The sequence below is a fragment of the Actinomyces sp. HMSC065F11 genome, from assembly GCF_001813085.1.
Lineage (GTDB): Bacteria > Actinomycetota > Actinomycetes > Actinomycetales > Actinomycetaceae > Gleimia > Gleimia europaea.
Genome location: NZ_KV811470.1, coordinates 591,430 through 605,393, shown reverse-complemented (window position 1 = coordinate 605,393; position 13,964 = coordinate 591,430). Strand labels below are relative to the sequence as shown.

Sequence of the window (13,964 nt, the reverse complement as noted above, 5' to 3'; positions counted from 1 at the left end):
CACAATATCGAAGCGAATGTGCTGACGAGAGCGGTTCGTCACGGATACCCTTAAGACATGGCTAAACACGTACTTGCAATTGTTCTTGCTGGCGGCGCAGGCAGCAGACTTCGCCCCCTCACCGACGACCGCGCAAAGCCGGCCGTACCTTTTGGCGGACATTTCCGCCTCATTGACTTCGCACTGTCGAATATTGTGAACTCCGGTTACTTGCGGATCGTGGTTCTAACTCAGTACAAGTCTCACTCCTTGGACCGTCACATAACCAAAACGTGGCGCATGTCCACTCTTCTTGGCAACTACGTGGCACCCGTCCCCGCCCAACAGCGACGTGGCGAGCACTGGTACCAGGGATCGGCTGACGCCATCTACCAGTCCCTCAACACCATCGAAGACGAACGCCCCGACTATGTGGTGATCGTTGGTGCGGACAACATTTACCGCATGGACTTCTCCCAGATGGTGGATCACCATATTGCGTCTGGCCTTCCGTGCACCGTTGCAGGTATTCGCCAGCCGCTCGAACTCTCTCCCTCTTTCGGCGTAATCAAATCCGAAAATGGTCGCGTAACCGAGTTCTTGGAAAAGCCTGAGACCACCGAGGGCCTACCGGATGACCCGAACAGCTTCCTGGCCTCCATGGGCAACTACGTGTTCACCACCGAAGCGCTGGTGAAAGCCTTGCGCGAGGATGCGCAGAACCCCGACTCCAACCATGATATGGGCGGTGACCTCGTCCCCTGGTTCGTGAACAACGGCGGTTGCGGCGTTTATGACTTCATCGACAATGTGGTTCCCGGATCCACTGAACGTGACTGTGACTACTGGCGAGACGTTGGTACTCTCGACGCGTTCTATGACGCGAACATGGATCTGATTTCGGTTCACCCGATATTCAACCTCTACAACCTCGAGTGGCCAACCCTGACGCAAATCCAGGGCCACCTTCCCCCGGCCAAGTTTGTGTACTCCGAGACCAGCCGCCTCGGCCATGCCCTCGACTCGTTCATTTCGCCGGGCGTAATCATCTCCGGTGGCGAGATTATTCACTCAATTCTCTCCCCCGGCGTATACGTACACTCCTGGGCCAGAATCCTGGACTCCGTGGTGATGGATGGATGTCGCATCGGCCGCAACGCTATCGTTTCGAAAGCCATCTTGGATAAGAACGTGATCGTCGAAGATGGAGCCGAAGTGGGCGTCGATCTGGACTATGACCGCGAGCGCGGCCTAACAGTTACAGAGTCTGGTATCACCGTGGTGCCTAAGGGCTATGTGATCAAGAAGAAGGCGTGAGCGTAAAAGTGGTGGAGAGCGAAATGCTCTCCACCACTTTTATGTCTTGATATGCGGGCCGCCTATGAGGGTCCAGCCGCTGCTATGTGGATCGTCCTATCAGATAGGACCGGCTACTTTTTGCGCTGATCCCACTTTTCTTGCTGGCGATCCATAAAATTGGATTTTGACTTCACTGCTTCGCCCGGTGATGCGCCACCTGCTTCAGTAGGAATGGCGATCATGAGTACGCCGAAAAGCATCAGGGCAAAGCCAACTACGCCAAGCAAAACGGCTAGCCACGTGGGACCAACCGAGATGCCTACCAACGGAAGGATCAATCCAACCATGGCTAAAACTATGCCCGTAGCAACTCGGCGAGGAGAATACGTTTTACGTACTCGAATAGCCTTAGGCGCTGACTGCGAAGACATGGTCGATGCGAGATCTGGATCTTGGATGCGAAGCTCGCGTTCCATTTGCTCGAGGATCTGACGTTCCTGGTCTGAAAGTGCCATTTTTCACCTCCGTGTCATCGCTAAAACGATCAGCTCTGATTGTCTAGTCCAATACTAAAGTGTGACCGCGGCATTTACTAACTGAAGTTGCGGGCAACGATTATTCACGGTTCGGTTTTAGGGCCGCCAGTATCATCTCCGCGAGGTCGTTTTTCAATCAAAGTGGCGGGGCGCAACGCATCGATTCCAAACTTCTCCTTAACCGCATCCATGGTTCGCTCCGCTGTTCTGGCCTTGCCATCATCGTCTAGTGTGACCGCGACTCCCTGCGCCCTCTCCTGCAGGTTTTCGGTACGCACTCCGATCAGGCGCACACCTCCATTTGGTACTCCATATGCGCGAAACAGGTTGCGCGCCGCCCTCGCTATGTCCATGCCTACATCTGTTGGACTCGATAAAGTTTGTGACCTCGTGGCCGTGTGGAAGTCAGCTGCGCGCACCTTGATAGCCACAGTCCACGCAACCATTTTGGCTGCGCGCAAACGCCTCGCATTGTCGTGAGATTGTTCGAGGAGAATCTGCTCTAAGATCTCAGGATCTGAAATATCTTCCCCAAAGGTGGTTTCTGTACCTATCGACTTTTCTGGGCGGTGCACGTGCACCTTGCGCGGGTCGATCCCCCACGCGAGGTCATGTAGCCGCCTCGATGAAGCTACACCGAGAAGCTTATCCAAACGCGTGAGGGAATAATTCGCAAGGTCAGCCACCGTGTCTATGCCGTTTAGGGAAAGCACCTGCTGAGTTCGCCCTCCCACACCCCACAGGGCGCCAACTGGTAGCTCGTGCAAGAAGTCAACCGTTCGATCTTGCGGAATGAGCAAAACACCATCGGGCTTAGCATGACTCGACGCAATTTTTGCAACCGACTTGATATTGGAAATACCTACGGAAGCTACCAGACCGATCTCGCCTCGAACGCGCTCGCGAATCAGCTCCGCGATCATTGTTGGTCTTCCTAACCGGCGAACCGACCCGGAGACATCAAGAAACGCCTCGTCAATACTAATCTGCTCCACAGCCGGAGTGACGGAACGCAAAATCTTCATAACCCGAGCCGAATACTGCGAATACACTTCCCTGCGGCCGGGCACCACAACCGCCCCGGGCGCCCGGCGACGCGCCTGCGCCATCGGCATTCCCGCATGCACCCCAAGAGCTCGCACATCATACGTTGCGGAGGTAACGACGCCTCGATTACCCCGACCTCCGACAATGAGTGGCTTGCCCCGCAAGGCGGGATCTTCCAATACCTCCACCAGTGCGAAAAAGGAATCCATGTCAACGTGCAAAATATTGCAACCAGTATCATCACTACCCCAGTCCCGCTTCGCAGCGGCGGAACGTGGCGCCTTCGACATGGCCCTCCCTCAAAATGTTGTAACGTCTACAGCATGGCGAAAAAACGCGGCGTCCAAAACCATGAGGCCGAAAAGCTCACTCTCAAGAATGGACTAACTTTCGAGGCTGGCGGAACCGAAGTTGAAATCGTTGTCGACCAACAACTCGCAACCGTCTACCTGGACACCTACGAATCTTCTTCTATCAACCTACTCGATCCAACACTGCTTGAGTTCGAATACATGCAGCAAATGACCGCGGCCATCGACGCATTTTTGCCCGGCCGCCCTCTCGAAGCCCTCCATCTGGGAGGCGCCGCATGCGCCCTTCCACTCGCATGGCATCACCTGCGACCCGGATCAAAACAAACCGTGGTGGAACTAAACGAGCAGCTCTCTACCGCTATGCGTGAACTTTTTGACCTTCCGCGCGCCCCGCACCTCAAAATTCGCGAGGGTGAAGCCTTCCAAGAACTTCAAACCATGCGCCCCGAACGCTTCGACGTCCTCGTGCGCGACGTTTTCACCGGCGCGCATACCCCCACGCCTTTACGCACACTAGAGTTCTATCAAAAAGCCCACGAGGTACTTCGGCCCGGCGGTCTCCTTCTTGTCAACTGCGTGCACGGGGGCGGTGGAGATGATGCGCGCAACGACCTTTCCGCAGCGCTCGCAGTTTTCAGCCACGTCTCTACCATCACCGAAGGGCGCATCTTCACCGGAGGCAGGCGTGGAAACGTAGTCATCGTTGCCTACAAACCCGCGGATCCGGACGAGGACGTCGCCTTGAAATGGAGCGAACTACAGCGCCTCATCCGCCGACTCCCCCTCACCCCGCGCTACTTCAGCAAGAAAGACAGCGCGCACTGGGCCCGCAACGCGCCAATACTAAAGTTGCGGTAGGGCCCAGCCCTACCGCAACTATCAAAATAAACATCGCGTTTCGCACGCAGGCTACAGGCCGCGAAAACTACGCTTCTTTCTCCCACGGTTTCGGGGCGCGATGCCGCGGCTTTGGAGCCGACGTATCTTCCTCTACCTGCACGGGCGCATCAATGTTCTCGGTGCGCGCCAAAAACTGTTCGATAGTGGCCGCTAATGCGTCTGCATCTACAACCTGGTCAGAATCCGTGACCGACTCGCCAGAGCCAAACACAAAGTCAGACGGCGTAGGGAGACTGCCGATCTTCTTCACCGAGTCGTCAATCTCCTCGTCATATTGCTGCTCTAACTGACCTACCAAGCCAACTACTTCCTCGCTTTCTACTACGAGATTAGCGAGCTGGTCATTCACGACCTGGGTACTAGCTTCAATATTGCCGGTAGGCAGCGTGAGACCAAACACTGACGACATGCGTTCAAGCAAAGCCAGGGAAGCCTGCGGGTACTCCATGTTCGCCATGTAGTAAGGCACAGCTGCGAGGAACGACACGCCCTCGATCCCCTCTTGAGACAAAGAATGCTGCAAGAACGTGTTTATCGACGACCGGAACTGCATCGGTCCGCCCGCAAGCTTTGGCTGCCCTCCAACCAAATCAGCATCCGTAGACTGCAGGTGCACCATAGTTGGGCGGGTGTGTGGCACCGCCGCCGGCATGCCCGTTAGCGAAACCAAAATCTCCACCCCGGCCTCGCGCGCAAACTCTGCGACCTCACCCGCAAACGCCTGCCACTTCGTGTCAGGCTCCGGCCCGTGCAGCAGCAAAATGGGCGTTCCCTTGTCATCTTGCACAAGGTCAATGGCGATCTGGGGCACGTCGACAGCGCTAACATGCCAATTGTCTATAGTCACCGTCGGACGGGTAGAGCGGTAATCCAGCAAGCTGTCCGCATCAAACGTAGCAACGCGCGTAACCGGCAAAGACGCAAGCATCTGAGAAACCACCAGACCGCCGGCATCCCCAGCATCCGTTGAGCCAACAAGGTGGCTGAGCAAAATCGGAGCATGGAAATTCACATCCGGCTCAAAATTCAGCAACTCAAAATCCCTATTACCCAACATTGCCCTCCTTCCTTCTTGACGACCCTAGACCTAAGCCTAGCAACTGCCACCAAAAATCGTTTCCACAAACTACTAACGCGTTTCGCCCGCGAATATTCCCCGATAACTGACACACAAGTTTAGCTAAACGCGTAAATGACGAAGCCCACGCCTCAACAGAGGGAATTAAGTCGAAAATAGCTCCAAATTGAGTGATAATTATCTAACGCCCAAATCAGCACCAGGTAAGGACATCGCGTTGCAATCTGATGCCTTGAACGAGGAACTTCGCAAAGAACAAGACTTCGTAGACACCGCCTACGAAGTTCTCGACGAACTGCGCAAACGCTACCGCGAACACCAGCGCACTGCAGAAGCCTCAAAATGGCGTAACACGCCACAAGCCCTTACCGAACGCGACGCATTTGCCGCGCACTGGGGAGACGAAGCCAGCCGCCTCGAATCCATCGTAGACGGACTCGTTTTTGGACGCATCGACAACACCGATGATTCCACTCACTACATTGGACGCATCGGGCTACGTGACCAGGGCGGGGACCAAATTCTTATCGACTGGCGTGCCCCAGCCTCGCGTCCCTTCTATCAAGCCACCGGCGCTAACCCGCAGGACGTGGTACGGCGCCGTCACATCCGCACCCGTGGCCGCGCCGTGATAGGCGTTGAAGATGAACTGTTAAACACAGATTCCAAACCCGATGGCAAGCTAGTTTTTCAAGGCGAAGGCGCCCTCATGCAAGCGCTATCTGAAGCGCGAGATGGACAAATGTCCGACATTGTATCCACCATTCAGGCCGAGCAAGACGCCATCATTAGGCGAGGATCAGACGGCCTGCTCGTGATCCAAGGCGGCCCGGGCACGGGCAAAACCGCCGTCGCGCTACACCGCGCAGCGTACCTGCTCTACGCTGAGCGCGCCCGTCTAGAAAGCTCCGGCGTGCTCATCGTAGGCCCCTCCAACATTTTCTTGCGCTACATAGACCAGGTACTGCCCTCTCTTGGCGAAAATGGCGTTGTGTCCACCACTATCGGACGTCTCCTGCCCGGTTATTCCCCGCGAGCTCACGAATCCGCTCAAGCGCGCGAGATCAAGGGACGCATGGCGTGGGTGGACATCGCAAAACGCGCGGTGCGTAGCTTTGAGCGCGTCCCTAACGACACTCCGCTTAGCATTGCTTCCTACCGCGTGACCCTGCGATCCGAAACTGTTAAAGCCGCCCGCGCATCTGCCCGCCGATCAGGTAAACCCCACAACGAGGCGTGGGAGGGCTTTGCACTCGAACTGATGGATGATCTTGCCCGCCAGATGAACGAGCAGGTGGGTGCGAGCGAGCACCTCTCGTGGTATCACGACTACATTCGCGGATCCAAGGAAGCGCGCCGCGCAATCAACCTTGCCTGGCTCCCCGTCTCCGCCCTTCAAGTGTTAGAAAAGCTGTACGCGAACGAAACATTCCTTGAACAAATGGCACCGGAGCTGACCGAAAGTGAGCGAGCCACGATTCGTCGCCTTCGAGGATCAGCGCTAACCGAAAGCGACATTCCCATCCTCGACGAGCTAGAAGAATTGCTTGGAGCACTGCCGTCAGCCTCCGCGAGTGCGAACGCCCGCGAACAGGCACGCAAGCGAGAAATCGATGCGGCCGGTGAAGCCATCGCCGCCATGGGACTTGGCCACGGGATGGTGTCTGCCTCCATGCTTGCCGAACGTGCAGCCGGCGAAGGCTCCGACCTTACGCTCAGCCAACGCGCCCTACGTGACCGCACGTGGGCCTATGGCCACGTGATCGTAGACGAAGCCCAAGAGTTAAGCCCGCTAGCGTGGAACTCACTCCTGCGTCGCTGTCCTTCACGTTCTTTTACCGTGACCGGAGACCTCGACCAGCGATCCTCCGCAGGCCGCGCAAAGTCTTGGAGCGACGTCCTTGGCCCCGCCATGCGTGCATACCAGGGCGAAGAGATCCTCACGGTGTCTTACCGCACTCCGGCCGCAATCCTCGACCGCGCCAATGCGTTAATGGATGAGCTTGGCACGCCTGCGCACTATCCCCTCGTGGCTGCAAGAGACGTGGTTGACGCGTACGCGAAAACAACGACCGGAGGTAGCGTCCAAGAACTCCAAGCCGTTGTCAAGGCCGAGGACGCGATGCTTAGCAAACGGGTAGGCGCAGGAAACGGTCGGATTGCAGTCATTGCCTCCCCTACCAGTATTCGCCATCTGCGCGAAGCCTGTGGATGGGGCTCGAGCCTGGATGAGCGCATCTGCCTAATCACCCCGGTTGAGTCCAAAGGCCTGGAGTTCGACACCGTGATCCTGTGGGAACCAAACGAGATCATCGCTGATTCCCCCGGAGACATCTATGTGGCCCTCACGCGCCCAACCTACCGGTTGCACGCAGTCTCATCCTCGCCACTTCCAAATGCACTTGTATAACGTCCATCTTTCGGCACTTTCTGTCAACCGGTTTCTTAAAGTGTCAAGATAGGAACATGAGACGCGCACTTCTACTTGAAAACCCCCATGCGGTGGCCAAAGAAATTCTTGCGGCCCACGACATTGAAGCTGTTTTCCACACCGGAGCCATGGATGAGGACGAACTCGCATCCGCACTCAAAGACTTCGAAATCCTGGGCATCCGTTCCAAAACCAACGTCACTGAAAAGGTGCTGAAAGCAAACCCGCAGCTGTGCACAATCGGCGCATTTTGCATCGGCACTAACCAAATAGATGTCAAGCAAGCGTCTGCACAGGGCGTCACCATTTTCAACGCGCCCTATTCAAACACGCGGTCGGTAGTTGAACTAGCCATCGCGGAAATCATTGCCCTCACGCGCCGACTAACCGTTCGCAACTCTCTGCTTCACAAGGGAGTTTGGGATAAGTCAGCCACGGGATCCCACGAGATTCGCGGCCGCACGCTCGGCATTATTGGCTACGGAAACATCGGCACGCAGCTTTCGGTACTTGCTGAGGCTCTGGGCATGAAAGTCATTTTCTACGACATCGCAGAAAGGCTTGCCCTTGGCAACGCCCAACCTATGGCCACTATGGAAGCGGTGCTTCGCGAAGCCGATATCGTCTCGCTGCACGTGGATGGTTCGCCGCAAAACACCGCTATGTTTGGCAAACGCGAATTCGACATGATGAAGCCAGGATCCCTGTTCATCAACCTGTCGCGCGGTTTCGTATCCGATATTGACGACCTTGTAGAGGCCCTGGAAAGCGGCCATCTTGCCGGAGCCGCAGTGGACGTATTCCCGGCTGAGCCCAAAAAGAACGGTGACCCGTTCTCAAGCCCGCTTGTAGGCATGGATAACGTTATCCTCACGCCGCACGTGGGCGGATCTACAGAAGAGGCACAGCTAGACATTGGCCGCTTTGTTGCCAACAAGATCGTGGACTACGTGAGGTCTGCATCCACCGACATGTCGGTAAACATGCCGAACCTCGTCCTGTCTCCATCGCAGTCCTCCCGCTACCGTGTTGCACTCATTCACCGAAACACGCCGGGCGTGCTTGCCCTGGTGAACCAAACATTTGCCGAGCACGGAGCGAACATCAACGGTCAGATTCTCGGCACCAACGCTGGCATCGGCTACGCGATTACCGACATTTCCTCCGAACTTCCAATCGAAGCTGTTCGATCTATCGACGAAATGGACGACACAATCCGCATGCGGGTGTTGCGGAGGCCAACGCAAGATGTAGCACCTGCGGCAAACGCATAGAAGACAAACCAGCGGGGCGGGATTATTCTCCCGCCCCGCTGTTCTTTTGCTCGTTTCATCTCAAGCTCAACCCAAAGTTACGGTAACGTAAGTAGAGACAGTGCTGGCAAGGAAGTTGAGCAATAATGAATCTGACTGAACAGCTACGTAAACGGTACCCGGCAGGCGTCGCCTACACCGTACCCGAAGCGACCCAAACTTTGCCCGAGGTATTGTTTGCCACGGCCGAGCGATACCCGAACCGGATTGCCCTCGACTTCCTCGGTGCCACAATGACCTATGCTCAATTGGCTCGTAAAGTGCGCCAGGCCGCACGGGTATTCACCCGTAGCGGCGTGAGGCGCAACGACCGTGTAGGCATCACCCTTCCAAACTGCCCGCAGCATGTCATAGCAGTATTTGGCGCCCTCACCATTGGCGCGATCGTTGTGGAGACCAACCCACTTGCCCCCAAAGCGGAGCTATCTCGCCAACTTCGCGACGCCGGATGCGACGTGTTGGTGATTTGGGAGAACTCTCTCAAGTCCATCGACATAGAAAGTGTTGCTCCCCACCACGTATTCACCGTCAACCTAACCAAAGCACTACCTTTTGGGCCGCGCATGCTAATCAACATGCCGATCGCCGCCGCCAAGCGTAAGAGAGCGCAAATGAGCGCTAAGACCCCAAGCTGGACCAAAGATTTCGACGCTACTGTTAACAATGTCGTTCCGCTCCGTTCAGCTCCTGCAGCTCAGATCGACGACGTCGCTGTCCTCATGCACACCGGAGGCACAACGGGCGTACCGAAAGCCTCAATGCTCACGGAGCGCTCGATCGTTTCCAACATGATGCAATCACGAGCATGGGTCACCCCTCTACACGACGGCTCCGAAGTTTTCTACGTTATTCTCCCCCTATTCCACGCCTACGGATTCACCATTGCGATGTGCTCGGGAATACTACTCGGCGCGACCCTTGCACTCTTTCCCAAATTTGACGTGGACATGGTTTTAGACGCCCAAAAGCGCCTTCCTTGTACGTTCTTCGTTGGCGTTGCACCCATGTTTTCAAGGCTTCTTGCCAAAGCAGAACAAACTAATGCTGACCTAACTTCCATCCAATTCACGCTCTCTGGAGCCATGCCCTTATCGAAGGAACTTGCAGCGCAGTGGGAGCAGGCCACCGGTGGCTACATGATTGAAGGCTACGGTATGACCGAATCATCACCCGTAGCCGTAGGCTCCCCACTCTCTTCAGCGCGCCGTCCCGGCACGCTCGGCCTGCCTTTCCCCTCGACGCAGGTGCGAATCGCGGACCAAGACAATCTCGACGTCGACGTTGCTGAAGGCGAAATTGGCGAGCTCCTCATCCGCGGACCGCAAGTGTTCAAAGGCTATTGGAACAACCCAGAAGAAACCGAAACTGCTTTCCATAACGGTTGGCTACGCACCGGGGACCTGGTCCGCGTTGAAGACGGCTTCATTGTCATGTCCGATCGCAAAAAAGAACTCATTATTTCCGGCGGCTTCAACGTATTCCCATCCCAAGTAGAAGATGCGGTGCGGGGAATGCCAGGCGTTGATGACGTTGCCGTTGTGGGATTGCCAGAAGCTCAACGCGGCGAGGAAGTAGTTGCCGCGCTCATTCTTGAAGCCGGCGCCACCGTCACGCTCGACGACGTGCGCAAATGGGCAGAAAAATCACTAGCGCACTACGCGCTCCCCCGTCGCATCGTAGTAATGAGCGAGCTACCCCGCTCGCAAATCGGCAAGGTCATGCGTCGCAAAGTTCGCGAATACCTTGAAGAAGCAGGCGAAAAACTCGACTTTCCCAGCCAGGATCTAGTTGGACAACTACGGGAGGGCGCCGCCGTTGCCTCAACGGAGCTGAAGGCCCTCTCAGAACGTTTGGAGTCCCAAACTAAAGAAGCCGCGGATCGCCTGCGTGAACGCGTTGAGAACCTGACTTCTCCATCCACCGATGAGCCTAAAGCAAAAACAGAGGGCGAAACCAAGGAAACTAAGCGAGACTAATACAGTTGTTGCTGGCGGCCTAGGACTCCAGCAACATGAAGAAGCAGCAAGTATCAGATCCGTTTACCTAAGATGACGGCGTAATCCCTACTTACCCTCAGCGCGAAGAGAATCAATAGCTTCCTGGAAGTCATCTAGGGACTGATACCCCGAGTAAACCGACGCGAAACGCAGGTAGGCAACAACATCGAGCTCCCGTAAGAACGGCAGGATTGCTTTGCCAACCTCCGATGCTTTAACCGTGGCTCGACCCGATTCGCGAAGCTGCTCCTCAACCCTTTGCGCAAGAAGAGCAAGTGCGTCACTATCTACCGGGCGCCCCTGGCAAGCCTTACGAACCCCAACGATAACCTTCTCTCTAGAAAAAGGCTCAACTACGCCAGACCGCTTTTCCACCAGAAAGCTGGATGTTTCAAGAGTTGAGAATCTGTGTTTACACTGCTGGCATTCCCGGCGCCTACGGATCGAAGCACCGTCCTCTGAGACGCGAGTATCAACCACTCGAGTGTCGTCATGGTGACACAGCGGGCAGTGCATAGGCGTGTTCCTATCAGCTAGACCAGTAGAACTACTTGCCCCTGATCATATAACACGCAAGTGTAAACGCTCAGCCGCTCATCTTTGGAGACGCACCACCCCGCGCGCCATCACTTGGTTGGTACCGTAAGCATCTGCCCTGGAACTACCGCGTTTGTCTCAAGACCGTTCAACATGCGAATGTCGGTGACCACATCTTCAACTGAGCGATCGGAAATGCCCAGCCCGCCCGCAATAGACCAAAGCGAATCACCCTGCTGAACCGCAGCGACCCGAGTGTCTGCAGGATCAACCGACGGTTGAAACAGGACGCCAACACCCGCACCTATTCCTGCGAGCAACGTAGCTACAGCAAAATACGCTGCTGCCTTAATGACCCCCACCGAACGAGTATCCGCTAGACCCGTGGCGCTTGCCTTGGGGGATCGCATTGCCCCGGGCCTAGCGGAAGATTCAACACCACTATCAAAAGACTGGACAGATTCTTGAGGAAGATCTGGCACAACGTATAAGCGAGGCCGCTTTGGGGCCTCAGTACCGAGAATCGGCTCGGGCTGGATCTGCAATGCGCTCATGTCACTAACCTCCCATTCGAACATCTGTTCGTCGAACACTTGTACGATACCGCAAAGCAAGAGCGATGTCGAGACGCGCTCGAACATATGTTTCAAACATCGTTATTTTTTGTTTAAACTGTCTACAAGTATTCGAACAGGCGGCACGGACATTTATTTTGAACAGGAGAACCATGACTAGCGAGAACACCCGCAAATCAAGGGCTATTACGGATCGTCAGCGTCAGGTTCTTGAGGTGCTAAAAGAGTCCATAGCTACGCAAGGCTACCCGCCTTCGGTACGCGAAATTGCTGAACTGGTTGGCCTATCGGCCCCCTCATCTGCAAAGCACCAGCTAGACGCACTTGAAAAGCTCGGATTCATTCGCCGCACCCCCGGACTGCCTCGTGCGATCGAAATCATCACCGACGAAGACGACGATGCTACGCCAACGAAGGCGGACACCTTGTTCATCCCGATTTCCGAATCAACCGATGGCGACACTACAACCGCTCCCCTGGTTGGACGCATCGCAGCTGGCGCCCCAATCACCGCCGAACAGAGCGTGGACGACATCTTCACTCTGCCGGAACGACTAACCGGACGCGGTGAACTTTTTGCCCTTGAGGTATCCGGCGACTCGATGGTAGAGGCCGCTATTTGTGACGGCGACTTCGTGGTGGTGCGCAGGCAGCCTTCGGCGGAAGATGGCGAAATCGTTGCGGCGATGATCGACGGTGAGGCCACCGTTAAAGTGCTGTCTCACGACAAATCTAATGTTTGGCTGCTACCTCGAAATAAAGACTTTGATCCGATCCCGGGCAACAGTGCCACAATCCTGGGCAAGGTAGTAACAGTCATTCGCGCCATCTAGCGAACAAGTACGGACTACGAAAAGTGGGCGGATCATTTAGATCCGCCCACTTTCATTCGTTATCGCCGCACATGCAACGCAACATCAAGCTAGAGTCCCAAGCTCTTTGCTACCGAACGAAGCTGCTCTGCAGACGCCGTCAGCCCGTCACGCTCCCGAAGTGTTAGCGGCGGCTCGAGGACACGACCAGCACCATTGCGATCAACCAGCGTTGGGGCGGCCATCACAACATCAGAGATACCGTGCCAATCCTCAAGTAGTGAACAGATCGTCAAAACCCGATTCTCATCACGCAAGAACGCAGTAGCAATATTCGAAGCAGCAAGACCAATCGCGTAGTTCGTTGCGCCCTTACCCTCGATAATGCGGTACGCGGAGTTAACGACCTCATGTGCAATCTCGTCGCGCAGATCAGCATCAAACAGGCTACCGTCCACGGTTGGCCCCCAATGACGAAGAGGTACGTTGCCGATCTCTGCAGAGGACCACAGAGCGACCTCAGAATCGCCATGCTCACCAGCAACATAAGCGTGGATATTCTTAATGGCCACGCCCGTGCGCCTAGACACCAAGTAGCGAAGCCTGGAAGTATCAAGCACTGTACCCGAGCCGAACACACGATTGCGCGGCAGACCAGAAATCTTCAAAGCCGCGTAAGTCACGATATCCACCGGGTTGGTGATGTACATGTGGTACGCATCCGGGGCGGCCTCAAGGATTTGCGGAACGATTGTGTGCATGAGGTTAACCGTGGACTCAGCCAAATCAATCCTGGTCTGGCCCGGCTTCTGTTTTGCCCCGGCAGTTACGATGACGAGGTCAGAGCCGTGAATGATCTCAATATCATTCGAGCCCTCAACCGATCCGGCAGGCGTGAACTGAATACCATGCGCAATGTCCAGCGCCTCGGCTTCCGCCCTCGCCTTATCAATGTCATACAGGACGATATCGCGCGCATCGCCACGCATCGCACAAGCGTACGCAACCGCGGTGCCCACCGCGCCGGCACCAATAATCGCGATCTTCGAAGGACGCCCGCCACCTGAAGTGGGGTAAAGGGATTCAACCGCTGCGTTCAAGGTAGTACCTTCCTTTAAAGCTCTTCTTAGCCAATATTCAAACACA

Annotated in this window: 12 protein-coding genes; 6 read left to right on the top strand and 6 right to left on the bottom strand. The window is 55.7% G+C overall.

Features of this window, described 5'->3' with window-relative positions; all coding sequences use genetic code 11:
- The first annotated feature begins 57 nt into the window (after positions 1-57).
- The gene (gene glgC / locus HMPREF2891_RS05190) at positions 58-1,296 is read left to right on the top strand and encodes a glucose-1-phosphate adenylyltransferase (RefSeq protein ID WP_070664125.1); all 1,239 of its coding nucleotides are present in this window, start codon (positions 58-60) and stop codon (positions 1,294-1,296) included.
- Between the two features lie 113 nt (positions 1,297-1,409).
- On the opposite strand, the gene HMPREF2891_RS05185 is transcribed toward glgC, so the two are convergent.
- Together HMPREF2891_RS05185 and dinB are read right to left on the bottom strand one after the other, a co-directional pair.
- A complete protein-coding gene (locus tag HMPREF2891_RS05185) occupies positions 1,410-1,793 on the bottom strand; it encodes a DUF3040 domain-containing protein (RefSeq protein ID WP_070617500.1) in 384 nt (127 codons plus the stop codon).
- Between the two features lie 104 nt (positions 1,794-1,897).
- Positions 1,898-3,151, bottom strand: coding sequence for a DNA polymerase IV (dinB, locus tag HMPREF2891_RS05180; RefSeq protein WP_070664123.1), 1,254 nt, complete (start codon positions 3,149-3,151; stop codon positions 1,898-1,900).
- Positions 3,152-3,184: 33 nt separating this feature from the next.
- Between dinB and HMPREF2891_RS05175 the strand changes: the two genes are divergently transcribed.
- On the top strand, positions 3,185-4,033 hold the full coding sequence (locus HMPREF2891_RS05175; protein WP_083309289.1) for a spermidine synthase: 849 nt from the start codon (positions 3,185-3,187) through the stop codon (positions 4,031-4,033).
- 67 nt (positions 4,034-4,100) lie between these two features.
- Here HMPREF2891_RS05175 and HMPREF2891_RS05170 read toward each other — a convergent pair whose 3' ends face one another.
- Entirely contained in the window at positions 4,101-5,132 is a 1,032-nt protein-coding gene (locus HMPREF2891_RS05170) for a PAC2 family protein (protein WP_070617506.1), read from the bottom strand.
- 238 nt (positions 5,133-5,370) lie between these two features.
- Between HMPREF2891_RS05170 and HMPREF2891_RS05165 the strand changes: the two genes are divergently transcribed.
- The 3 genes from HMPREF2891_RS05165 to HMPREF2891_RS05155 all read left to right on the top strand — a co-directional run bounded on the left by HMPREF2891_RS05165 (position 5,371) and on the right by HMPREF2891_RS05155 (position 10,873).
- Entirely contained in the window at positions 5,371-7,563 is a 2,193-nt protein-coding gene (locus tag HMPREF2891_RS05165) for a HelD family protein (protein ID WP_083309290.1), read from the top strand.
- 56 nt (positions 7,564-7,619) lie between these two features.
- On the top strand, positions 7,620-8,858 hold the full coding sequence (gene serA / locus HMPREF2891_RS05160) for a phosphoglycerate dehydrogenase (protein WP_070617510.1): 1,239 nt from the start codon (positions 7,620-7,622) through the stop codon (positions 8,856-8,858).
- A 125-nt stretch (positions 8,859-8,983) separates the two neighbouring features.
- Positions 8,984-10,873 (top strand): AMP-binding protein, encoded by a 1,890-nt coding sequence (locus HMPREF2891_RS05155; protein WP_070617513.1) that lies wholly within the window; start codon positions 8,984-8,986, stop codon positions 10,871-10,873.
- An 87-nt stretch (positions 10,874-10,960) separates the two neighbouring features.
- Here the strand turns inward: HMPREF2891_RS05155 and nrdR are convergent, their stop codons facing one another.
- Positions 10,961-11,410 (bottom strand): transcriptional regulator NrdR, encoded by a 450-nt coding sequence (gene nrdR / locus HMPREF2891_RS05150; protein WP_070617516.1) that lies wholly within the window; start codon positions 11,408-11,410, stop codon positions 10,961-10,963.
- Between the two features lie 110 nt (positions 11,411-11,520).
- Positions 11,521-12,024 (bottom strand): lytic transglycosylase, encoded by a 504-nt coding sequence (locus HMPREF2891_RS09760; protein WP_222566266.1) that lies wholly within the window; start codon positions 12,022-12,024, stop codon positions 11,521-11,523.
- A 134-nt stretch (positions 12,025-12,158) separates the two neighbouring features.
- Here HMPREF2891_RS09760 and lexA point away from each other — a divergent pair, with 134 nt between their 5' ends.
- Positions 12,159-12,839 (top strand): transcriptional repressor LexA, encoded by a 681-nt coding sequence (lexA, locus tag HMPREF2891_RS05140; RefSeq protein WP_070664119.1) that lies wholly within the window; start codon positions 12,159-12,161, stop codon positions 12,837-12,839.
- 89 nt (positions 12,840-12,928) lie between these two features.
- On the opposite strand, the gene HMPREF2891_RS05135 is transcribed toward lexA, so the two are convergent.
- Positions 12,929-13,918 (bottom strand): L-lactate dehydrogenase, encoded by a 990-nt coding sequence (locus HMPREF2891_RS05135; RefSeq protein WP_070617523.1) that lies wholly within the window; start codon positions 13,916-13,918, stop codon positions 12,929-12,931.
- Positions 13,919-13,964 lie beyond the last annotated feature (46 nt).

Bases quoted from the DNA above. Each gene is read 5' to 3' on its own strand.
- glgC (WP_070664125.1), top strand. From the start codon at position 58: ATGGCTAAACACGTACTTGCAATTGTTCTTGCTGGCGGCGCAGGCAGC.
- HMPREF2891_RS05185 (WP_070617500.1), bottom strand. From the start codon at position 1,793: ATGGCACTTTCAGACCAGGAACGTCAGATCCTCGAGCAAATGGAACGC.
- dinB (WP_070664123.1), bottom strand. From the start codon at position 3,151: ATGTCGAAGGCGCCACGTTCCGCCGCTGCGAAGCGGGACTGGGGTAGT.
- HMPREF2891_RS05175 (WP_083309289.1), top strand. From the start codon at position 3,185: ATGGCGAAAAAACGCGGCGTCCAAAACCATGAGGCCGAAAAGCTCACT.
- HMPREF2891_RS05170 (WP_070617506.1), bottom strand. From the start codon at position 5,132: ATGTTGGGTAATAGGGATTTTGAGTTGCTGAATTTTGAGCCGGATGTG.
- serA (WP_070617510.1), top strand. From the start codon at position 7,620: ATGAGACGCGCACTTCTACTTGAAAACCCCCATGCGGTGGCCAAAGAA.
- HMPREF2891_RS05155 (WP_070617513.1), top strand. From the start codon at position 8,984: ATGAATCTGACTGAACAGCTACGTAAACGGTACCCGGCAGGCGTCGCC.
- nrdR (WP_070617516.1), bottom strand. From the start codon at position 11,410: ATGCACTGCCCGCTGTGTCACCATGACGACACTCGAGTGGTTGATACT.
- lexA (WP_070664119.1), top strand. From the start codon at position 12,159: ATGACTAGCGAGAACACCCGCAAATCAAGGGCTATTACGGATCGTCAG.